At 64.1% G+C, this 21,915-nt stretch carries 19 protein-coding genes and 1 pseudogene; 8 read left to right on the forward strand and 12 right to left on the reverse strand.

Going from position 1 to position 21,915, the window contains the following annotated elements; genetic code table 11:
• Positions 1–110: 110 nt before the first annotated feature.
• Complete coding sequence (locus OYT13_RS21340; RefSeq protein ID WP_150563634.1) at positions 111–1,508, reverse strand: phosphomannomutase/phosphoglucomutase; 1,398 nt, start codon at positions 1,506–1,508, stop codon at positions 111–113.
• Between the two features lie 357 nt (positions 1,509–1,865).
• On the opposite strand from OYT13_RS21340, the gene OYT13_RS21345 reads away from it, so the two are divergent.
• The 7 genes from OYT13_RS21345 (at position 1,866) to OYT13_RS21375 (ending at position 9,913) form a co-directional block, all read left to right on the forward strand.
• Positions 1,866–3,083 carry an oligosaccharide flippase family protein gene (locus OYT13_RS21345; protein ID WP_268566903.1) on the forward strand — a complete coding sequence of 406 codons (1,218 nt, stop codon included), beginning with the start codon at positions 1,866–1,868 and terminating at the stop codon, positions 3,081–3,083.
• Positions 3,084–3,087: 4 nt separating this feature from the next.
• A complete protein-coding gene (locus OYT13_RS21350) occupies positions 3,088–4,224 on the forward strand; it encodes a glycosyltransferase family 4 protein (RefSeq protein WP_268566904.1) in 1,137 nt (378 codons plus the stop codon).
• On the forward strand, positions 4,221–5,351 hold the full coding sequence (locus OYT13_RS21355; protein WP_268566905.1) for a glycosyltransferase: 1,131 nt from the start codon (positions 4,221–4,223) through the stop codon (positions 5,349–5,351). Before OYT13_RS21350 ends, OYT13_RS21355 begins: the two co-directional genes overlap by 4 nt.
• 5 nt (positions 5,352–5,356) lie before the next feature.
• Positions 5,357–6,499: a glycosyltransferase family 4 protein gene (locus OYT13_RS21360; protein WP_268566906.1), complete on the forward strand. Its 1,143-nt coding sequence runs from the start codon at positions 5,357–5,359 to the stop codon at positions 6,497–6,499.
• 67 nt (positions 6,500–6,566) lie between these two features.
• Positions 6,567–7,661 (forward strand): MraY family glycosyltransferase, encoded by a 1,095-nt coding sequence (locus tag OYT13_RS21365; protein ID WP_268566907.1) that lies wholly within the window; start codon positions 6,567–6,569, stop codon positions 7,659–7,661.
• A gap of 56 nt (positions 7,662–7,717) precedes the next feature.
• Entirely contained in the window at positions 7,718–8,809 is a 1,092-nt protein-coding gene (locus OYT13_RS21370) for an MraY family glycosyltransferase (protein ID WP_268566908.1), read from the forward strand.
• A 96-nt stretch (positions 8,810–8,905) separates the two neighbouring features.
• Positions 8,906–9,913 (forward strand): symmetrical bis(5'-nucleosyl)-tetraphosphatase, encoded by a 1,008-nt coding sequence (locus tag OYT13_RS21375; RefSeq protein WP_315973481.1) that lies wholly within the window; start codon positions 8,906–8,908, stop codon positions 9,911–9,913.
• Between the two features lie 124 nt (positions 9,914–10,037).
• Here the strand turns inward: OYT13_RS21375 and OYT13_RS21380 are convergent, their stop codons facing one another.
• The 7 genes and pseudogenes from OYT13_RS21380 to OYT13_RS21410 all read right to left on the reverse strand — a co-directional run bounded on the left by OYT13_RS21380 (position 10,038) and on the right by OYT13_RS21410 (position 16,147).
• Complete coding sequence (locus OYT13_RS21380) at positions 10,038–10,868, reverse strand: lysophospholipid acyltransferase family protein (RefSeq protein ID WP_017232130.1); 831 nt, start codon at positions 10,866–10,868, stop codon at positions 10,038–10,040.
• Positions 10,869–10,880: 12 nt separating this feature from the next.
• A complete protein-coding gene (locus tag OYT13_RS21385) occupies positions 10,881–12,149 on the reverse strand; it encodes a dihydroorotase (RefSeq protein ID WP_026131631.1) in 1,269 nt (422 codons plus the stop codon).
• A gap of 7 nt (positions 12,150–12,156) precedes the next feature.
• Positions 12,157–13,110 (reverse strand): annotated as a pseudogene (locus OYT13_RS21390) (aspartate carbamoyltransferase catalytic subunit); the annotation flags it as partial.
• Between the two features lie 98 nt (positions 13,111–13,208).
• A complete protein-coding gene (ruvX, locus tag OYT13_RS21395; RefSeq protein ID WP_017232133.1) occupies positions 13,209–13,637 on the reverse strand; it encodes a Holliday junction resolvase RuvX in 429 nt (142 codons plus the stop codon).
• Positions 13,634–14,203, reverse strand: coding sequence for a YqgE/AlgH family protein (locus OYT13_RS21400; protein WP_268566909.1), 570 nt, complete (start codon positions 14,201–14,203; stop codon positions 13,634–13,636). Before OYT13_RS21400 ends, ruvX begins: the two co-directional genes overlap by 4 nt.
• Before the next feature lie 144 nt (positions 14,204–14,347).
• Entirely contained in the window at positions 14,348–15,736 is a 1,389-nt protein-coding gene (locus OYT13_RS21405) for a hypothetical protein (protein ID WP_261939732.1), read from the reverse strand.
• Between the two features lie 240 nt (positions 15,737–15,976).
• Positions 15,977–16,147: a rubredoxin gene (locus OYT13_RS21410; protein WP_006400971.1), complete on the reverse strand. Its 171-nt coding sequence runs from the start codon at positions 16,145–16,147 to the stop codon at positions 15,977–15,979.
• Positions 16,148–16,364: 217 nt separating this feature from the next.
• Between OYT13_RS21410 and thiD the strand changes: the two genes are divergently transcribed.
• The gene (thiD, locus tag OYT13_RS21415) at positions 16,365–17,207 is read left to right on the forward strand and encodes a bifunctional hydroxymethylpyrimidine kinase/phosphomethylpyrimidine kinase (RefSeq protein WP_017232942.1); all 843 of its coding nucleotides are present in this window, start codon (positions 16,365–16,367) and stop codon (positions 17,205–17,207) included.
• An 82-nt stretch (positions 17,208–17,289) separates the two neighbouring features.
• On the opposite strand, the gene OYT13_RS21420 is transcribed toward thiD, so the two are convergent.
• From OYT13_RS21420 to sucD, 4 genes are all read right to left on the reverse strand, one after another.
• Positions 17,290–19,086, reverse strand: coding sequence for a PglL family O-oligosaccharyltransferase (locus OYT13_RS21420; protein ID WP_268566910.1), 1,797 nt, complete (start codon positions 19,084–19,086; stop codon positions 17,290–17,292).
• A 294-nt stretch (positions 19,087–19,380) separates the two neighbouring features.
• Positions 19,381–19,905, reverse strand: a complete 525-nt coding sequence (locus OYT13_RS21425; RefSeq protein ID WP_017232940.1) for a pilin — start codon at positions 19,903–19,905, stop codon at positions 19,381–19,383.
• Positions 19,906–20,134: 229 nt separating this feature from the next.
• Entirely contained in the window at positions 20,135–20,863 is a 729-nt protein-coding gene (locus OYT13_RS21430) for a TerC family protein (protein WP_150563621.1), read from the reverse strand.
• A 155-nt stretch (positions 20,864–21,018) separates the two neighbouring features.
• On the reverse strand, positions 21,019–21,900 hold the full coding sequence (gene sucD / locus OYT13_RS21435; RefSeq protein ID WP_017232938.1) for a succinate--CoA ligase subunit alpha: 882 nt from the start codon (positions 21,898–21,900) through the stop codon (positions 21,019–21,021).
• Positions 21,901–21,915 lie beyond the last annotated feature (15 nt).

Consider the following 21,915-nt stretch of genomic DNA (forward strand, 5'->3'; position numbering starts at 1 on the left):
TTGCAGCGGTCCCCTTACGGCGTATCTTGTGGCGTCCACTCGACGCCCATCAGGTATCCCTTAAGACGTCCCGCGCCGGTTGCCCGGCGCTGGGACCCCCAGGCCTCGCCTCAGAACGGCAGCTTGGCGTCGGGTTTCACGGCCAGGATGGCGCGGCGGAAGTCGTCTTGAATGCGCGCGATGGCCGCATCGCTGTCGGCCTCGAAGCGCAGCACGACGACCGGCGTGGTGTTCGACGAACGGGCCAGACCGAAACCATCCGCATATTCGACACGCACGCCGTCGATCTTGACGATGTCCCGCGCTCCGTCGAACTTGGCGGTCTCGCGCAGCTTGTCGATCAACGCGAAGTTCTCGCCTTCGGCCAGCGGGATCTGCAGCTCGGGCGTCGAAATCGAGTTGGGCAGCGCATTGAGCACCGCGCTCGGATCGGCTGCCTTCGACAGGATTTCAAGCAGACGCGCGCCCGTGTACAGGCCGTCGTCGAAACCGTACCAGCGGTCTTTGAAGAACACGTGGCCGCTCATCTCGCCCGCGAGCGGTGCGCCCGTCTCCTTGAGCTTGGCCTTGACCAGTGAGTGCCCTGTCTTCCACATCAGCGGCTCGCCGCCGTGCTTTTGCACCCAATCCGCGAGGTTGCGGGTGCACTTCACGTCGTAGATGATCTTCTCGCCCGGATGGCGGCTCAGCACCTCGGCGGCGAAGAGCATCAACTGGCGATCCGGATAGATGATCTGACCGTCCTTGGTGACTACGCCGAGACGGTCGCCGTCGCCGTCGAACGCGAGGCCGATCTCGGCATCGGTCGTCTGCAGCGTGCGGATCAGATCCTGGAGGTTCTCCGGATGGGCGGGATCCGGGTGATGGTTCGGGAACGTGCCGTCGACCTCGCAGAACAGCTCGATGACATCGCAGCCGAGCATCTGGAACAGCGCCGGGGCGTACGCGCCCGCCACACCGTTGCCGCAGTCCACGGCGATCTTCATCGGCCGCGCCAGATGCACGTCGCCCGCGATGCGCGCGCGATACGACTCACCGATCTCGTCGGCCGTGTACGTGCCCTGCCCCGTCTCGAAGTCCTGCTGGCCGATCAGCGTGGCGAGGCCCTGAATGGCATCGCCGTAGATCGCCCGACCGCGCAAGACCATCTTGAAACCGTTGTAGTCGGGCGGGTTGTGGCTACCCGTGACCATGATGCCGGAGTCGACGATGCGGCCATGCAGTGTGACGTTCGTCGCGAAATACACCATCGGCGTAACGACGACGCCGATATCGACCACATCGACACCGGCGGCGCGCAGGCCGTCTGAGAGCGCGCCGACCAGTTCGGGTCCGGACAGACGGCCGTCGCGACCGACCACGACCGCGTTGCCGCCTTCGCGACGCACCGCCGTGCCGAACGCGCGTCCGATCAGGTGCGCGACGTTGGCATCCAGGGTCTTGCCGACGATACCGCGGATGTCGTATGCCTTGAAAATCGCAGGTGAAACTTGCGTGGTTTGCGTCATGGGGGAGGATCTCTCGGAAGCGAGGGAAAAAGTCGTCATCCGACGCGAGGGGCCGGGCGTATCGCCTGGGCGAACCCATACGTAACGGAAATGTCGAGGGGCGTCGGCCGGAAAGCCAGCGCCGAGCGCGCAGCAAACGCGAAATCCCGGCAGGAAGACCGGCCGGGATCGGCTGCATTACGCTAAAATTATACGGGACTTCGCCGCACTGCGGCATTTCCCTCCAAACCCTTGTCAGCGATCGCCTACAATCAGTGTCCGCGCATCGTGACAAGCGTGTGACGCCCCCAGCACCGGCCTTGCGAGGCCGGTTTTGCTTATCTTGACTTGAGAACGAGTGAGCCGCGCGAGCGCCACATGCCCTATCGCACCATCATTCGCAACATCCTCTGGATGCTGACCGAGCGCGGCGCGCAGATCGTCGGTGGCATCGCCGTCTCCGGCCTACTGGCACGCAGTCTCGGCGCCGCGCAGTTCGGCCTGTTTCAGTACGCGCAATCGCTCGTGTTCCTCGCCGCGTCCCTCACGCTGTTGTGCGGCAGCGAGGTCGTGGTGCCGCGACTGGTCGGCAAGACCGAGGCGGAGCAACGCACGGTCATCGCCCATGCTTTCGTGCTGCGCCTGGCCGCTGCGGCCGTCGCCTACGCAGCGTTGGCCATCTACGTCATCGGGTTTGCCGAGTCCGAGCTGGTCGCCATTGCCCTCTGGCTCGGCGTGGCGCTCTGGTTCCGCGAGCCTGCGGGCATTGTCATCGCATGGTTGCAGGCACGCACGTTCAACCGGCCGAGCGTCGCGGCCAACCTCTGCGGGCTCGGCGTCAAACTCGCCCTCGTGGCGCTCCTGTTCGTGACGCACGCGGGCGTTGCCGCGTTCGCGGTCGTCTACGCTGTCGAGGCCGTCGTGGCCGCCGCGTTGCTGGTTCGGTATTACTTCAAGCATTCGCCGAAGACGGCTGTGATCTGGCGGCGCACGTTGCTGGTCGACCTGCTCTCGAGCGGCATGACGTTCTGGGGCGGCCTGATGCTCATGATCCTCTTCAAGCGTATCGACCAGCTTGTGCTCAAGCCGCTCATCCCGCTCGCGGAACTCGGCGCGTATGCCGCCGCCATGCAGATCACGGAAAACTTCGTGCTCGTGGCGCCGATCATCGCGAATTCGCTCGCGCCGCAACTGATCTTTCAGACGTTCGACAACGCCACCGCGAGACGCAATACCGTGCGTGCCGTGTGGCTGATGGTCGCCGCCGGCGCTTGCCTGGCGATGCCGATAGCGCTGCTGGCGCCCTGGATCGTGCACCTGATCTATGGCGCCGGGTTCGCGGAGTCGGCGCAAATTCTTCGCGTCTCGGCGCTCATGGGGATTCTGGTGTTCGCCGACGCCGCCCTGAACCTCACGCTGATTCGTCGCGGCGCCGGACGCTGGGTCATCGCGAAGTGGCTATGTGCGGCCGTGGTGGCCTTTACAGTCGTGCGCGGCCTGGCCCCGCATTTCGGAGCGCTCGCCGGCGCATTTGGCTACGGCGCGGGGTATGCGGCCGCGCTGGTGCTCGGCGTCTGGTTGCTCCGGCGAGACTGATGCGATGACGCCGTCTCATTCCCCGAACAACCACGTCGACCGTACCCTCTGCCTGTTCACGGGTACGCTCGCGGCCTTCGCCGGCGCCGAACGCGCGACGGCCACGCTCGCGAACGCGCTTGCGGCGCGCGGGCATCGCGTGCACGTGCTGTCGTTGTGGGGCCATACGCCCGTCTTCCCGTTGGCGCCCGGTGTCGCGCACCACGCGATGTTCGCCGAGCGCTTGGCGTTCAAGCATCACTACATGTCCATCGTTCGGCAGGTGCGGCGCTACGTGCGCGAGCAAGCCATCGATGTGCTGATCGACGTCGACCCGATGCTCGCGCTCTACACCGTGCCCGCCACGATCGGACTGCCGCTGCAACGCATCGCCTGGGAGCACAGCACCTATGCCAGCGACCTCGGCCGACGCGCCCGCCGATGGGCGCGTGCGCTGGCGGCACGTCGGTACGACGCCGTGGTCGTGCTCACTGACGCCGACCGCGACGCGTGGCGAATGCATCATCCCCACGCCCGGGCGCAGTTCGTCACGCTTCCCAATCCGCTGGGCCTTGCGATCCCGGACGCGCCTCCCGAGCCCAGCAGCGAGGGCGGCATTCTCGCCGTCGGGCGCCTGGTTCCGGAGAAGGGCTTCGACCGCCTGATCGACGCTTGGGCGCGTATCGCCCGCGACGCCCCGGGCTGGCAGGTGCGTATTGTGGGCGATGGCCCGCTGCGCGACGCGCTGCTCGCGCAAGCGCGCGACACCGGGGTCGGCGACAGCGTGCAGGTGCTGCCCGCCGTGGCCGACATCGCGCAGCACTATGCGCGGGCGGCGATCTACTGTCTCCCGTCGCGACGTGAAAGTTTCGGACTCGTGTTAATTGAAGCCAAGGCGTATGCGGTGCCCATCGTGGCCTACGCTGCCGATGCGGGGCCCCGCGCGCTGTTGCATGACGAGGTCGACAGTCTGATCATTGACGACGGCGATATCGAGGGGTTGGCTGGCGGGCTCAAACGGCTGATCGGCGACGCCTCCCTGCGACGCAGACTTGGCCTGGCGGGCTACGCCCACGCGCGGGAGTTCGGCGCGGATGCCATTGCGGCGCATTGGGAAGCGCTATGGGCCGAGGGCGGTTCGACACCGCGGAGCGCGCGATGAAGATTGTCCTGTTCGTCACCGGTCTGCAATTGGGGGGAGCGGAAACGCAGGTGGCCGATCTCGCCCGGGGTTTCCTCGCGCGCGGGCATGATGTCGCACTCATCTCGCTCACGGGCACCTGTGCCATCGCCTTGCCGGAATCGCCGCGGCTCACGCTCATTGAATTGAAGGCGGGCAAGACGCCGTGGTCCCTCGCGTGTGCGTTGCGAAGCCTCGTCGCGCACCTGCGCGCGTGGCAGCCCGACGTCGTGCACGCCCACATGGTGCATGCCAACGTGTTGGCTCGCGTGGCTCGGTGGTTTGCCCCGGTGCCGGTGCTGGTGACGAGCGCGCACAGCCGCAATGAAGGCGGACGTCTGCGGATGCTGGCCTATCGGCTGACGGATCGGTGGACGGATTTGACGACGAACGTCAGCGACGACGCGGTGGCCGCCTTCGTTGCGCAACGCGCCGCGCCGGCGGAACGTATCGTGAGCGTGCCCAATGGCATCGACACGGATCGCTACCGTCCCGATGAGCAGGTTCGGTCGCAGTGGCGCGCGGCCATGCCCACGTTGCCCTCGACGGCGACGCTCATCGTCTTCGCGGCGGGCCGGATGGTGGAAGCGAAGGACTATCCGACGCTGATCGACGCGTTCTCGCACGTGCTCCTGGCGGTGCCCGAAGCACGCCTCGCGATCGCCGGAGACGGGCCGCTACGCGGTGCTATGCAGGCGCTCGTGGACGCACGCGGGCTGGCCCATGCGATTACGCTGCTCGGGCGTAGCAACGACATCGCGCAATGGATGTGTGCCGCGGACGTCTACGCGATGTCGTCCGCCTGGGAAGGATTGCCGCTCGTGATTGGCGAGGCGATGGCCAGCGGCTTGCCCGTCGTGTCGACTGACTGCGGGGGGGTGCGTGAACTCCTCGGCACCGTCTCGGGCAACACGCTCGTGCCAGTAGGCAATGCGCAGGCGCTCGGCGACGCCCTGATTCGCCACCTGCGCGCCGGCGCGAGCGCGCGTCACGCGACCGGCGTCGCCAATCGCGAGCGCATCATCACCCATTACTCTCTCGATGCAGTCGTGACGCGCTGGATCGCGGTCTATGCGCGTCTTGCAGCGGCTCAAGCCGAAATCCACTGAATCCCATGCAAGCACCCGTTCTTTTCTGCTCGAACTCTTTCTGGTCGATTCATAATTTCCGTGGCGGCCCGATCCGGGCACTCCTGGCCGACGGGCACCCCGTCCACGTCGTGGCCCCGGATGACGACTATTCGCCCTTGCTGCGCGAGATGGGGTGCACGGTACACCTCATGCCGATGGCGTCCAAAGGGCAGAATCCGCTGCAGGACATCGGCTTCGCGATGCGTCTGTATCGCCTGTACCGACGCGTTCGTCCTGCGGTCTGCTTCCATTACACGATCAAGCCGAATATCTACGGCGCCATGGCGGCGCATTGGGCTGGGATTCCGTCGGTATCGATCACGACGGGTATGGGCACCGTGTTCATCAACAGATCGTTCATTACGCATGTCGTCCGCTTCTTGTACCGGTATGCCTTCCGTCACACGCGGGAGAACTGGTTGCTCAATACGGCGGACTTCGATGCCATGGTCAACGGCGGGCTCGTCGATATACGCAAAGCACGTCTTCTCCCGGGGGAAGGCATCAATCTGGATCATTTCGCCCCCGCCCCTTGGCCGGGAGACGATGGCACATTTCGATTTTTGTTGATTGCGCGGCTATTGCGCGACAAAGGCGTGCTGGAGTTCGTGGAAGCCGCGCGCGCGCTGAAGGTGACGATGCCGCACGTCCGATGTCAGTTGTTGGGCCCCGCCGACGTTGAAAATCCAACAGCGATCTCGCGCGAGCAGGTGGCCGCGTGGGAGCGGGAAGGTCTCGTCGAATATTTGGGCGTGACGCAGGAAGTTCGCCCCTTCATCGCGCAAGCACACTGCATCGTGCTGCCATCTTATCGGGAGGGTTTATCGCGAACCCTTCTCGAAGCGAGTGCCATGGGCCGCCCGGTGATCACGACCGACGTTCAGGGCTGCCGTGAGGTGGTGAGCGAAGGCGTGACAGGATGGGTCATCCCCGTACAGAACGCGGCGGCACTGGCCGCGAAGATGAAACAGGTGGCAGGCATGTCAGCGGGTGATCTCGCGGCGGTCGGGGAGGCCGGGCGTGCTAAAGTAGCGCAAAATTTCGACGAGCGATTGGTGATCGCCGAGTACTTGAGAATACTCGGCGAAGTCAATCGGGGGACTCCGTTTGGCTCGACTCACGATTAAAGCGGGCTTAGCGAGGGAACGCCAATCGCACATAAATACTAATCAACGCGATTAACTTGTCCGTAACATGCTGAACCTGACATTGGCATTGGTGGTTTCATTTGTCACTACGCTGCTTATTGTGCGGTATGCCCATGTGCATGCGCATTTTTCCAGCGATAGCGACACAAAAGGGGTTCAGAAGGTTCATGCCCATCCTGTGCCACGCATTGGCGGTTTGGGCATTATGTTCGGTCTGCTTGTCGCCGGCACCTTCGCAACTTTCCGATACCAAGGACGCCTCGCAGAAATTTTGCTGCTAGCCGCCAGCGCCGCACCGGTGTTTCTCGGCGGATTTATCGAAGACATCACCAAACGTGTCTCCCCGAGAATGCGCTTGCTATGCGCCATGGTGTCGGCGCTCGTCGCCTATTGGGTGTTGGGCATCCATATCAATCGCATCGGCATTGCCCCGGTTGACGCGTTGCTCGCCATTCCGGTGATTTCAGTCGTTTTGACCGTCATCTGCACTGCGGCGATGACCAATGCGATCAATATCATCGACGGCTTCAATGGCCTTGCCGCGATGGTCAGCATTTTCATGTTCATGTCGCTGGGCTACGTCGCGTTTCAGGTGGGCGATAACATCGTGCTTTCCGCCGCGATGATCATGGTCGGCGCCGTGCTCGGCTTTTTCATTTTGAATTACCCAAATGGGTTGATTTTCCTCGGGGACGGCGGCGCCTATTTCCTTGGGTTCATGCTCGCAGAGCTCGCCATTCTGCTCGTGATGCGCAACCCGCTGGTCTCCCCGTGGTATCCGGCACTCATGCTGATTTACCCGATTTTCGAAGTCTGCTTCTCGATTTACCGGCGGCGTTTCGTCCGCGGGGTCTCTCCCAGCATGCCTGACGGCGTGCACCTGCACATGCTCATCTACAAGCGAGTACTGCGGTGGGCCGTCGGTTCGAAAATCGCATCACAACTCGCACGACGTAATTCGATGACCTCCCCTTACCTTTGGGTGCTGTGTCTTTCGGCCGTCGTTCCGGCAACGATTTTCTGGCGGCATAGTGGTCTTTTGGCGGCCTGCTGTCTGATATTCATCGTGGCGTACGTCTGGTTGTATCAGCGAATCGTAAGGTTCCGCTCGCCGCGCTGGATGGTGGTCAAGAAGAAGTAAGACGTCTTTCCGAATTCTCTCTTCGACGGCCGAATCATCGGCCGTTACATCGCATCATGCTGAGTCTCGCCATCGCCCTGCTCGTGTCGTTCATCGCGACGCTCTTGATCGTCCGCTATGCGCACGTTCACGCCCGCTTCTCCGGCGATAGCGATGTTGCCGGCGTGCAGAAGTTTCACGTGCGTCCGGTGCCGCGCATCGGCGGCGTCGGTATTCTGGCGGGCCTGATCGTGGCCGCCACGGCGCTCGGTTTCTCGTATCCCGTTGTCTCGCGCAATATCCTCCTGCTCGTCGCCTGTGGCCTGCCCGCATTCTTCTCCGGCTTCGTCGAAGACCTGACCAAGAAAGTGTCGCCGACGGTGCGCCTCATCTGCACGATGTTCGCCGCGCTGCTGGCGTGGCTTCTGCTCGACATCCACGTCACGCGCATCGACATCGGCTTGGCCGACCGCGCGTTGATGCTCGCCGCCGTGTCGGTGCCACTCACCGTGCTCTGCGTGGCCGGCATGGCCAATGCCGTCAACATCATCGACGGGTTCAACGGGCTCGCCGCGATGGTCGCGATGATCATGTTCGCCTCGCTCGGCTATGTCGGGTTTCAGGTACAAGACCCCGTTGTGCTCACTACCTCAATGATCATGGTGGGCGCGATCCTCGGGTTCTTCATCTTCAATTTTCCCGGTGGACTGATCTTTCTCGGCGATGGCGGCGCGTATTTCATCGGCTTCATGCTGGCCGAAATTGCCGTGTTGCTGGTCATGCGCAACCCGCAGGTGTCGCCGTGGTACCCGGCACTGATGGTGATTTACCCCGCCTTCGAGGTCTGTTTCTCAATCTATCGCAAGCGCTTCGTGCGCGGCATGTCGCCCGGCATTCCCGATGGCGTGCACCTGCACATGCTCGTCTACAAGCGGCTGATGCGTTGGGCCGTCGGCGCCCGCACGGCAAGCGCGCTGACGCAACGCAACTCCTTGACGTCTCCGTACCTCTGGCTGCTATGCTTGCTGGCAGTGATCCCGGCGACGGTGTTCTGGCGACACAGTCTGGTGCTCGCACTGTGCTGCGTCGCCTTCATGGTGACGTATGTCTGGCTGTATCTGCGCATCGTTCGCTTCAAAGCACCCCGCTGGCTGATTTTCAAAAAGTGAACGCCCCAAGGGCAACGCATCGCAGACGCGAAGCCGCGGCACCCGCCATCCCCATGATCGGGACAACTAGACAGACGAGACAGCGCCACCTCCGCCATGCGTGACATCTATGCTATCGGCGACCTGCAGGGTTGCCAGACGTCGTTTGAACAACTGCTCGCGCACCTGCCTCAGGACGCGGATCTCTGGCTGGCAGGCGACCTCGTCAATCGCGGGCCGCGCTCGCTCGATACGTTGCGCCAGGTCATCGCGCTGGGCGATCGCGTCACGGCCGTGCTCGGCAATCACGATCTTCATCTGCTGGCCGTGGCGGCCGGTGTGCGCCAGACCCACGGCAGCGACACCCTCGACGACATTCTCAAGGCCCCCGACCGCGACGCCCTCATCGACTGGGTACGCCATCGACCGCTCGCGCATTTCGCACAGGGTCATCTGATGGTGCATGCCGGCGTGCTCCCACAATGGGACGCCGCGCAGGTCATCACGCTCGCTCGCGACGTGGAGCGGCAGTTGCGTGGCCCGGACTGGAGAACGTTCCTGTCGCGCATGTTCGGCAATCAGCCCGATCGATGGCAAGACGATCTGAGCGACGAAGACCGTCAACGTCTCACGATCAACGCCCTCACGCGCATGCGCTTTTGCACAGCGGACGGGCGCATCGACTTCAAGATCAAGGAAGGGGCCGACGCGGCCACGGACGAGTTGAAGCCCTGGTTCGACACGCCGAACCGTCGCACAGCCAATGTCACGGTGGCGTTCGGTCACTGGTCCGCGCTCGGCCTGGTCATGCGCGACAATCTGCTCGCGCTCGATACAGGCTGCGTCTGGGGCGGGCAGTTATCCGCGGTGAAGCTCGCCAGCGCGCCCGCCGCGCGCGAGCTGGTTCAGGTCGACTGCCCGCAGATTCGCGATCCGCTTGCACTGGCTGACGACAAGACGCGCGACAAGGTCAAAAAGGTGGACAGGACCCAAGACGCGCCCAAGGCCGCGAAAGCCGAGAAGTCCGATAGAGGCGCCGTAGGCAAAATCGGAAAGGTTGGAAAGGTGGAGAGGGCTGGGAAATCGGCGAAAGCGGACAAAGCTGAGAAGCGCAAAGGCCATTGATTGATCGCGCGTGGGCGACGTCTTGCGGCCCGTCTCGTGAGTGACGTCTGCGTCGCTACGGTCATCGCCCTGACGAACGATAACGGCGCCCACGGGCGCCGTTTTTTGTGTCGCGCGACACGCGTCAGACCTGAACGGCCCGCACCGTATCGTCGTCTTCGTCACCCAATGCCGAGTCACGCGAGCCGACCGAGCCGCTCTGCGGCAACACTGCCTCGGGCAGAAACCCTTGCAAGGCATCGCCAACCGCCCGCTGCGCGCCGAGCGCAAACTCGCGACGGTGCTGACCGTCTTGCGGATGCTGCGGTTCGCCCACCGACAAGCGCACCGTCATGGGCGGCGCGCGCAGAATCATGTCGATGGACTCGATCAGACTCGTTTCGCCGATATACGCCGGCGCCATCGTATGGCGCCCGCTCTCGGCATCGGTATAGAACAGACACAGCGGCTGCACCGGCCTGGAAGTAGCCACCGGCGCTTGCAGCAGATTGGCGTGGAACGGCAACAAGCTTCGACCGTCCGTGGTCGTGCCTTCGGGGAAGACGGTGATGATGTCCCCATCGCGCAGGCAATCGGACAGGTAATGCATGATGCGGCGGGCGTCGGCACGGCGCTCACGTTGCAGGAAGATGGTGCGCGTCTGCACGCACAGCCAGCCGACCAACGGCCAGTGGCGAATCTCGGCCTTGGCGACAAACCGCACCGGCTGCCACGCATTGATCGCGAAGATGTCGATCCACGACACGTGGTTGCACAGCAGCATCACGCCGCTGTCCGGCAACGGTGCCCGCTGCTCGACTTCGAGACGCATGCCGCACAGCTTCAACAGCTTTTGCGACCATGCGCGTATGCGACGATGCTTCGCCGCTTCCGACAGGAACGGGAAAAACAGCAGCGCGGTCAGCAGACCGCGTGTGAGGTGCAAGCCAAGACGAATTTTTTTGATTAGCAGCACGACAATCGCATCCTAGACGGCGAGGGTTTCGTGCGCCACGTGGCCACCCACCAGCGTGAGACCTACACGACCCGGCACTTCGTAACCCAGAAACGGCGTGTTGTGGCCGGCACTGCGCATCTGCTGCGCGGACACCGTCCAGTGTGCCGACGGTGCAAACACACATAGGTCTGCCGGTTGTCCCGGCGCAAGCCGGCCCGCCCCCGGGGCCACCGTCGCGACCCGCTGTCCCGGCCCGTACGTCACCCGCGCCAGCGCATCGACCAACGGCACGCGCGACTCGTCGGCCCACTTCAACACCAGCGACAGGAGCAACTCCACGCCGCTCGCGCCCGGCTCGGCTTCGGCAAACGGGACGAGACGTGCGTCGACCGCCAGCGGCGTATGGTCCGAGCAAATGGCATCGACCGTGCCGTCGCGCGCGGCGTCGCGGATGGCCTCTCGGTCACGTTGCCCTCGCAGTGGCGGATCGAGTCGATACTGAGCATCAAAATAGCCGATGTCCATATCGCTCAGATGGAGATGATGCGCGGCGACGTCGCACGTCACCGGCAACCCTTCGGCCTTGGCCGAGCGCACGAGCGCCAGCCCCGCCGCGGACGACAGACGGCACAGATGCACGCGCGTGCCCGTCACACGTACGAGTTCCAGAATCGTGTGCAACGCGATGGTCTCGGCCGCCACCGGAATGCCCGCCAGTCCGAGACGAGAGGCAACGGCACCGCTGGCCGCCACGCCGCCGGCCGCCAGCGCGGCGTCCTGCGGGCGCAACCAGACAGTCAGCCCAAACGTGCCCGCGTACTGCATCGCGCGCAACAAGGTGCGGTTGTCCGTGATCGACGCGTTGGCCTGCGACAGTCCGATGCAGCCCGCTCGCGCCAACTGCGCCATTTCCGTGAGTTCTCGGCCGGCAAGTCCCACCGTCAAGGCGCCCAGCGGATGCACCTGCGCATGGTGCACGGCACGGGCGCGCAACTGCAGCATTTCGACGAGATCCGGCGCGTCGAGCACAGGGTTGGTATCGGGTGGGCAAACGACGCGCGTGACCCCGCCAGCCAGCGCCGCCGCGGCTTCGCTGGCCGCCGTCATGCGACGTGCCGCCAAATCGACCAGCCCGGGCATGACCGCCAGCCCCGTCACGTCGAAGGTTCGGTCAGCGACGAAGTCGGCCGGCGGCATGCCCAGCGCAGCAATGCTGCCCGCCGCGATGAAGACGTCCTGGACACGATCGGTTCGGGTCGAGGGATCGATGACGCGGCCGCCCTTCAGATGCAGTTTCATGGCGCCCTCACCCGTGCGTTGCGGCAACGATACTCATCGCCGCCATGCGCACGGCAATGCCGAACGATACTTGTTCGAGAATGACCGACTGCGGACCGTCCGCAACCGCCGAATCGATTTCCACACCGCGGTTCATCGGTCCGGGATGCATGACGATGGCGTCGGGTTTGGCCAAAGCGAGACGCGCTGGCGTCAAGCCGTAATATTTGAAATACTCGGCCGCCGACGGCAGCAACGCGCCGCTCATTCGCTCGTTTTGTAGCCGCAGCATGATGATGACGTCGACGTCGCGCAGCCCTTCATCCATGTCGTGGAATACGCGCACGCCGAGTTGCTCTAGGCCCTCGGGCAACAGCGTGCGCGGCCCGATGGCGCGCACTTCCGGCACGCCCAGCGTGGTGAGCGCGTGAATGTCGGAGCGCGCCACGCGCGAATGCAGAATGTCACCGACGATCGCTACCGTCAGATTCTGAAATTCGCCCTTGTGATGACGAATCGTGTACATGTCGAGCAAGCCTTGCGTCGGGTGCGCGTGACGCCCGTCGCCGGCGTTGATGACATGCACGTGCGGCGCACAATGCTCCGCGATCAGGTAAGGTGCGCCCGATTGGGCGTGACGCACGACGAACAGATCCGCGTGCATGGCCGACAGGTTGCCGATGGTGTCGAGCAGCGTTTCGCCCTTGCTCGTCGAGGACGCGTTGATATTCAGATTCAGCACATCGGCCGACAGACGCGCAGCGGCAATCTCGAACGTCGTGCGCGTACGTGTCGAATTCTCGAAGAAGAGATTGAAGACCGACTTGCCGCGTAGCAGCGGCACCTTCTTCACATCGGCATCGTTCACGCCGACGAACTGCGTGGCGGTGTCGAGAATGTGCATCAATACGGCGCGCGGCAGCCCTTCCACCGTCAGCAAATGCTTCAGCTCACCGTTGCGGTTTAGCTGCGGGTGGCCGCGCCGGCCCAGGATTCCGTTAGCCATGCAGGGGCTCCGGGGCGAGTCGGCGTTGCGTGGCGTCGCATTGGCGGCGCGCGGGCGGAATGCCGCTCGGGATATCAGACAGGAACATGCTCGTCGAAATATTGCTGAAGGATGATGCGAGCGGCCTCGGCGTCGAGCGATGTCTTTTGCGAAACCTTGACGCCCGCCTCGGCCAGCGCCGCGGCGGCAGCGACCGATGAGTAACGCTCGTCGACCCACACGACCGGCACGTTGAATCGTCCGTTGAGTTGGTTGCCGAAGCGCTTGGCTTGCTGGGTCATCTCGTGCGGCGTGCCGTCCGGATGGCACGGCAGCCCGACGACGATGAGTTCGGGTTCCCATTCGGCGATGAGCCTACCGGTCTCGGCGAACCGGACTTCACGATTGAGATTGGCCACGACGGTCAATGCGCTGGCCTCGCGCAACATCAGATTGCCGATGGCGACCCCGATTCGGCGCTCGCCGTAATCGAAGGCGAGGACCGTGGCACTGCCAGCCGTCATGCGTGACCCGCGTCGGCGGACAGCATCGACGAGGTAACGCCCAGCAACGCCAACGCAGCATCGAAGCGCTCGGCCGGCGGCACGTCGAACACGATGCCCGGATCCGCTGCGACCGTCAGCCAGCCGTTGCGGCCGATCTCGTCTTCCAGCTGCCCGGCGCCCCAACCCGAATGTCCCAGCGTCAGCAGGAAACGATGCGGTCCCTGACCATTCGCGACGGCTTCGAGCACGTCTTTCGAGGTTGTCATTTCGAGACCGCCCGGCACCGACAGCGAGGAGCTATAGGGCGCGCCGGTCGACTCATGCAGCACGAAGCCGCGCTCGGTCTGCACCGGCCCGCCGAAAAACACTGGCTGATGCGCGAGGGAATCGATTTCCAGCTTGAGATCGAGCCGCTCGAAGAGCGACTGCAGATCGATGTCGGTGGGACGATTGATGACCAGCCCGATCGCCCCTTTTTCGCTGTGTTCACACAGGTACACGACGGTACCGGAAAACGTCGGATCGGCCATGCCCGGCATGGCGATGAGGAATTGATTCGTGAGGTTGATACGGTCGTTCGGCATAGGGCCAAAGTTTATCGGAAGCTGTTTGACGGTCTGCTGCCCGGGTGTTGCCTTGCGCAGCGGGTGCTGCGGGTCAGCAGACGAACTTTTTCCGCATCGTGATACGGCCATCAGCTGCCAATGGCAGCCTTTGCGCCGACTTTATCACGGAACGTCGCGCCCGGTGACGAGCCGCTGTCCGAATACGCTGGCGTCCAGCGCACGCTCGCGCCACATCGCCATTTCCGCGATCAGGTCGGGCCGCGACTCCGGATAAGTATCGGCGGCAAACTGATGCAGCATGCCGCGCAACGCCTTGACCGTCATCGCCAGCGCCGCCGGCCCCCCTGGCTCCGCCGGCGGCGAGGCGGCAAGCCGCTCGCCGGTGGCCGCCACCGCCGCCGCGAGCCGCGCGACCGGTGCCAGCCCGATGCCCGCCGAGTATTGCGCCACCTTCGCCGCCACCGCCGGATCGTTCAGATTGGGCAGCGCCTCGTCCGCCAGGCTCAGGAACGTCTGGCAGACGTCCTGCCGTACCGCCAGCGGCCCAATGCGCAGCCAATCGCGCGAACTGCTTCCCGTGCCCTGCTTCTGCCCGACCTGTGCGGCATCGACCAGCGGTTCGGGCAGATGGCCAGGATGTCGCAGTACGCCGAAATCGGTCAGCAGCGCGCCCAGCCAGCGATCCGGGGCTTGTGCATGCCACGTGGCGAGCGCCTCGAGCAGATCGTGGCCGGGAATGGCCTCGTTCACGCCCTTTGCGCCGACGCCCGCCGTGGCAGACGAAGGCGTTGCGGCAGGGGCCCCGCCCTCCGGCACAACAGCACGTGTCAATTGCTTGCGTAACGCCATATTCATCCGGCCAATCTGGCGCTTGTCGGCCAGACTCAACGGCGCACGGGCAAATCGCAGCCATGCAGCCGCCAGACGCCAGTAGTCGAGCGGCGCCGTCCCCCCCGCACGGTGGAGATCGGCCGCCAGATCAGCCAGTTCACCGAGGGCCGCCGTGGTGTCGGTGGCCTGCGCGTCGGGACGCAGCAGTCGCAACAGCACGCGCTCGACGTCCGCTCGCAACGGTGCCGTGCCCGCCGGCAGACCGTCCAGGCGTGGGTGCGCGGCCGGCCAGCCTGCCATACGAAGCTCACCCAGCGACGGCGCGCCTGGCCAATGCTCGGAAGCGCGAGGGGCATCATCGGCCGCCACAGGGGATGAACCCGATGCCGTCCCCGCCTGCCAGATGTCGCGTTCGAACTGACGCAGGGCATTGCGCTGGGTGTCCTGGCTGGCCGGCTGCCCATAGGCCGCTTCGGCGATCGCCTGCACAAGGCGCTCGCCGTGCAGCGCCCAATCGGCGTGGCCGCTCGACTGGAGCAAACGGTTGGCCCGTCGCAGCGGGCCGAGCGAGGCCGCCGGACCGTTCGACCAGGCGTCGGATGCCTCGGTCAGCGCGTCTGCCACTTCGGGCAAACGCCACAAGGGCGTGTCGCGAGTCTCGCGCGCGGACGTTTGGGGCGTGTTGATGGTGGTGTCGGAAGGCGTTTGCGGCGTCACCATAGGCCATCTCCTGGCCATACGGCCGGTCTTCGTGAATTTGGGCGGGAAGTCCGCTGCGTGACCGTCCCGGCCAAAGGCCGGGCAGATCGTCGAGCGCCATGCCGTAACGACGGCGAAACGGCGATCGGGTACATCAGAGGCATCGAGGGCATCCGATACTTCGGAGCGCGCGACAACCGCAGTGGATGCGGCGGACGCGCAAGGACCTTGAGGAGCAGGCGGCGGCTGGGCCGCCCGTCCTCAGATCTGCACCATCTCGAAATCTTCCTTGCGCGCGCCGCACTCGGGGCAGGTCCAATTGATGGGCACGTCTTCCCAGCGCGTGCCGGGCGCGATGCCCTCATCGGGCAAACCTGCCTCTTCGTCGTAAATCCAACCGCAAATGAGGCACATCCAGCTCTTGTATTCCATGCTTTCTTCAGCGACGAGCGTTCCGTTACAATGGCTTTGTCAACCGCTTCGGGCCCCGCGGACAAAATTGTCGTACGGTGGCGTGGAAACCTGCCGGTGCATTCGTTCTCCGGCGGGCGATGCCCACGACGCTTTCCAGCGCTCCGAAACGGGCATTTAAGGCGTGATGGTACCAACGAACCCAAGGCGTGACCAGATCGCCGTCTATCCTGCCTCCATGCAAACTGAATCCCCTCCCATTCTCCTGACCTTCGGACTCTCCGACCCGACTTCGGCAACCGGCGTCCAGGCTGACCTGCTCACGTTCGCGAGCATGGGCGGCTACGGCGTGTCGGTGCTCACCGGCTATTCCGCCCAGGACTCGCGCACGTGCAACGACGTACAGCCGGTCGACCCGGACTGGGTCGTCGATCAGGCCCGCATGCTGCTCGAAGACATGCCGGTCGCCGCGTTCAAGGTCGGAAGCGCTGTCAATGCGGAGAACGTCGCGGCCATTGCCGAGATCGTGGCCGATTACGACGAGACGCCCCTGGTGGTCGCGCCCGACTTCGGCCTGGCCGGCGAGCACCTGCTCTCGGCCGACGAGTTGCGCGAGGCCACGGCCAGTCTGCTCGTGCCGCAGGCCAGCGTGCTCGTGGTGAGCCCAGCCAATGCCATCGCGCTGGCACAGACCGTCACGGAGAACGAAAACCTTTCGCTCGACGACGCGGTTGCCATCCTGTTGGAAAACGGCTGCGAGTTCATTCTGGTGAGCGACAATAACGCACCGCAATTCACGCACACGCTCTACACCGAGGGTGGCGTCGTGCGCGAGGACGCGTGGGACCGGCCGCCGCACAACGTCGCCGGCGCCATCGACACGTTGGCGGCCGCCGTCACCGCGATGCTCGCCAACGGCCTCGCCGTGCCAGAAGCCGTCAGTGAAGCGCAAGAGTATCTGCAGCAGGTCCTGGAGAACGCATTCCGCCCGGGCATGGGACGCCATTTCCCCGACCGTTTCTTCTGGGCGCGTAGCGAAGAGACCGATCAAGACGACGAAGGCGATACCCCCAAGGCCTGAGCCGTTGTGCGACAGCGCCGCAAAACACAACGCCCGTGAAATTCACGGGCGTTGTGTTTCATGGGCAGGGTCGCCACTGACCTTATGACATCGATGACATTTTCTCTTGCGGTGCAGCGCTCGCGTCCTCGTCGGCCTCGCCCTTCGGACGCCCCCACGCCTCGATGACCCGTTTGACGAACGGCTTCAGCGTATCGCCCTGCTCACGCAACATCCGGACGAGCGCAGCGTACTGCCCATCGAAAATCGCCGAGTTGTAATTCTTCAGGCGCTGAATGTCTTCGAGCGCTTCGTCGTCGCGCCCTGCGAGGGCGAGCAGCACGATATAACGCTTGATCATGGTCGGCCCGGCACCCAGCGCCAGCGCTTCACGATGCGCCGCCAGCTTTTCGTCGAGCTGATCGCGATTCAGGAACAACGCCCCCGTGACCGCGTAGTCGCCATACGGGGTGAAGAAGAGCGCCGGATCCGTGCGATAGGCTTCGATTTTGCCGGCGCGATAAGCCACTTCGACGCGTTGGTAGTCGTGGTAGAGCCAAGGAATCGCCACGCATGCAAACAGCACGATCACGCCATTGATGGCACCGGCGGCGGTGGGTGACACGCTATCGATCGCTTTTGTCTCGCACAAACCGAGCAGGAACAGCGCGGGCAAGAGGAAGAATGCGTAGTGCTGCGGATACTCCAGCATGGCGTGGACCGCGAGCATACCCAGCAGAACGAAGGCGAGCGCGACAGACGCCACCTTGATGCCGCGCACCGCGCGCGCGAACCAGAACGCCAGCGGCGCCAGTACCGCCAACGCACCGATGATGCCGGTCTTCGCGAGCAGATCGAGCAGCACGTTATGGGCGTTGTCGGCCATCTCAACGGGACCGAGCTTGTCGACCAAGGCAAACTGTGCGTCGATGTAGTTCGACCAGCCCGCGCCGAACCACCAATGCTCACGGAAGATCGCCAGACCGTACTCCCACAGGTTCAAGCGCCCCGCCACTTGGCCGGCCTGCTGCATGCGGGCCACGGCACTGCCGTCGAGCTGCAACCCCCAGGCAACGTTCGCCCAACCGACGAACATCGTCATCAGGGCGAGCAACGGAAGGATGGCAACGGGCACGAACCAGCGCGTCGACCGGCGCATGTTGCGCGCCGTCTCGGCACGCGCCACCCACACGAGCCACGCCCCGAATGCCGACAATAGCGCCAGTTGCAGCCACGGTGTACGCGAGCCGGTCAGGCAGATACCGATATCGAAAGCCGCACACACCACAAGCCACAGCCAGGCGGGCAGCTTGCGCTGATACCAGAGATAGAACGCCCCCGCGCTGGCAAGCGACAAATATGTTGCCAAGTGATTCGGCTGATACATATTGCCGAACAGTCGGCGCGCGACCGTCACGGAGTACTTGGCCACCAGCCAGGGTACGTCGGCTTCCAGATGAAACGCTTGCAAGACCTGCGCGCCCACGGCGTACAGCCCCCCCAACGTGAGCGCCATCGCACTCCATCGCATGAGCACGTCGCGCCACCCGAGTTGTGCCAGCCAGAACCCGGCATTCACGGCCACGATCATCGCCACGCCGTAGAGCAGCGCAGTCATCATCAGTTGCGGCAGCTCGGTCGGCATCGTGGCACGCTGCACAAGGATGACCGCCACAAAAGCGAGCGGCATCCAGGTGACGCGAGGCATCCGTAGCGCGCGTGCGTCGCGTTGCCACACGGCGATCATCGAGAGCGCACCGAGCAACGCGAACAGCGAGAATGTCAGCGCTTCCGCATAGAAGGTGGAAATCGGATACGTGTGCCTGACGAGGTTATAGGGCAAGGCCCAGATCAGGGCCAGCGTGAGCCCGATCATTGAGAGAAGCAGAGGAGGAAACAAGATTGCCGCCGTGCAATGCACCCGTTGGAAGATGCGCAAGCATAACGAAAAATGGCTGCCCCAGGGGCAGCCATTTCACGGCGGACGCGTATGACTGCGCCGTCGACAAATCCGCCATCTCGGCACGCCACGCGGAGGGGCACGTCAAGGTTGCGCCGCCGGTGCGTCAACGCCAGGTCGCCCCCAAATCAACGCAAGCTCGACGTTACGCACGCGCCGGGCCCGCGTCGGCAGACGTTGCGTGGATGTCGCGCCGATACAGCTCGACGCAGTCCGTCCGGCCGAGCGCCGGCCTCAGCCCGACTTGCCGGTGGCCGCCGCCGCACGGCACTCCGGCGGCGCCAGCTTACCCGGCAACGTCGCACCATTCGGAGCCCCTTCGCGGCCTTGGGCGTAACACGTCCAGACGATCTGGCCTTCGGGGGCCTTGCCGACCGTCAGCGCCTTGGGCGAGCCATCGGCAGCGGCGCTCGTCGGCACCAGCACAAGGGCACCGTCGCCTGCACGTTGCGTATAGGCGACCGTCACGTTGCCGCTCACGGCATCGATACTCACCGCATTCACGTTGTCCGTCGCGCTCGGCGCTTGCCAGCCGCTGTTGAACGGCGCGCCGTGCATGGCGTTCTCGCTCACGAGTGCCTTGGCGGACGCCGCAGCCCCCAGCCCTTCGACAACACGTGCACGTACCAGATAACTCTGCAGATACGGAACCCCTGCCATGACCAGCACACCGATGATCGCCAACACGATCATCAACTCGATCAGGGTGAAACCCCGAGACTTGGCAATACCGGAGGTCCGGTGGCCGAAACGACGCATTGTGTAACTCCCTGCGAAAGCAATGAAAACAAAAGGGACATCGGGGGGAAGTGGGCGGAGTATGCCATACCCCCCTCGGCCAGCGCCCTGCCGTAGATCAAAATCGGGCGGGGCCGTATGGGTGAGGAGAATCGTCCTAGTCAGAGGCGGGACGATTCGGCCGAACAGCACGGTGGCTCATGGAAAAACCACCGCGGACCGACGACATCGGCCCCGGGAATGGACCCGATCATTCCGAAGAGGTTGCACGCATTTGACGTGCATCGGCCCGACGCTTGAGCACGCGCCCCACCACCACCACGAGCAGTGCACCGATCACAGCCGCTACGTAATGCGTATATTCGGCCGCGGCGCCCGGCAGATGCAACCAGTCGCCGATGCCCGGATCCGACGCGATCAGCCCGCCCGCAATCCAGCCGAGCAACGCCGCCCCGGCCATCACGATGAATGGGAACCGGTCCAGGGCCTTGAGCACCAGTTGCGAGCCCCAGACGATCAGCGGAATGCTCACGAGCAGACCGAAGATGACGAGCGGCAACTGATGGTCTTTGGCGGCCCCTTCCGCGGCGCCGGCAATGGCGATGACATTGTCGATACTCATCACCAGGTCGGCAATGATGATGGTCTTGACCGCCGTCCAGAGCTTGTCGGCCGGCTGTACGCTATCGTGAGCCTCATGGTCGGGCACCAGCAGCTTGATCCCAATCCAGAGCAACAACGCGCCGCCCACCGCCTTGAGATACGGCACTGCGAGCAGCGTCACGGCGAACGCGATCAGGATCACGCGCAGTACGATGGCGCCGATCGTGCCCCATACGACGCCCTGCAAACGTTGTTTGGCCGGCAAGTTGCGGCAGGCGAGTGCGATCACCACGGCATTGTCGCCACCCAGCAGGATGTCGATCATGATGATCTGCAGGACCGCAGCCCAGTTCAGCTCGGCAAAAAACGCAAGCATGGCGGGAATATCCTCAGGAACGCATGCAACGATGGAAACGAATGGCTTGTGATACGCCATAGCAAAAAAGGGAGCCCGATGTCCCGGGCTCCCTTTTCATGACCTCGCTCGTGCGCGCCAGTTCCGGCGCGCACGACCCGGTCGTCCGACGGGAATTACAGCACCGACTTGAGCAGACGGCCCATTTCCGACGGGTTCTTGGTCACCTTGATACCGCAGGCGTCCATGATTTCCAGCTTGGCTTCAGCCGTATCGGCACCGCCCGAGATCAGCGCGCCGGCGTGGCCCATGCGCTTGCCCGGGGGCGCCGTCACGCCCGCGATGAAGCCGACGACCGGCTTCTTCATGTTGCCCTTGATCCACTCGGCCGCCATGGCTTCGTCCGGGCCACCGATTTCACCGATCATGATCACGGCGTCCGTATCCGGATCGTCGTTGAACATTTGCATGACGTCGATGTGCTTCAGACCATTGATCGGATCGCCACCGATACCGACGGCGGTCGATTGGCCCAGGCCCAGGGCGGTCAGTTGACCCACGGCTTCATACGTCAGGGTGCCCGAGCGCGACACCACGCCAATGCGACCCTTCTTGTGGATGTGACCCGGCATGATGCCGATCTTCAGTTCGTCCGGCGTGATCACGCCCGGGCAGTTCGGGCCGAGCAGCAGGGTCTTGCGACCTTCGCGACGCATACGGTCCTTCACTTCGATCATGTCACGAACCGGGATCCCTTCCGTGATACAGATCGCCAGGTCCAGATCGGCTTCGACGGCTTCCCAGATCGCGGCGGCCGCGCCTGCGGGCGGCACGTAGATCACCGACACGGTCGCGCCGGTCTGTGCCTTCGCGTCCTTGACCGAACCGAAAATGGGAATGCCCTCGAAGTCTTCGCCAGCCTTCTTCGGGTTCACGCCGGCGACGAACGCGTTCTTGCCATTCGCGTATTCGCGGCACATGCGGGTATGGAACTGGCCGGTCTTGCCAGTGATACCTTGGGTGATGACCTTTGTATCTTTGTTGATCAGAATCGACATTGCTTGATTTCCTTC

Origin of the sequence: Pandoraea sp. XJJ-1 (assembly GCF_026802345.1) — a bacterium.
GTDB classification, from domain to species: Bacteria; Pseudomonadota; Gammaproteobacteria; order Burkholderiales; family Burkholderiaceae; genus Pandoraea; species Pandoraea cepalis.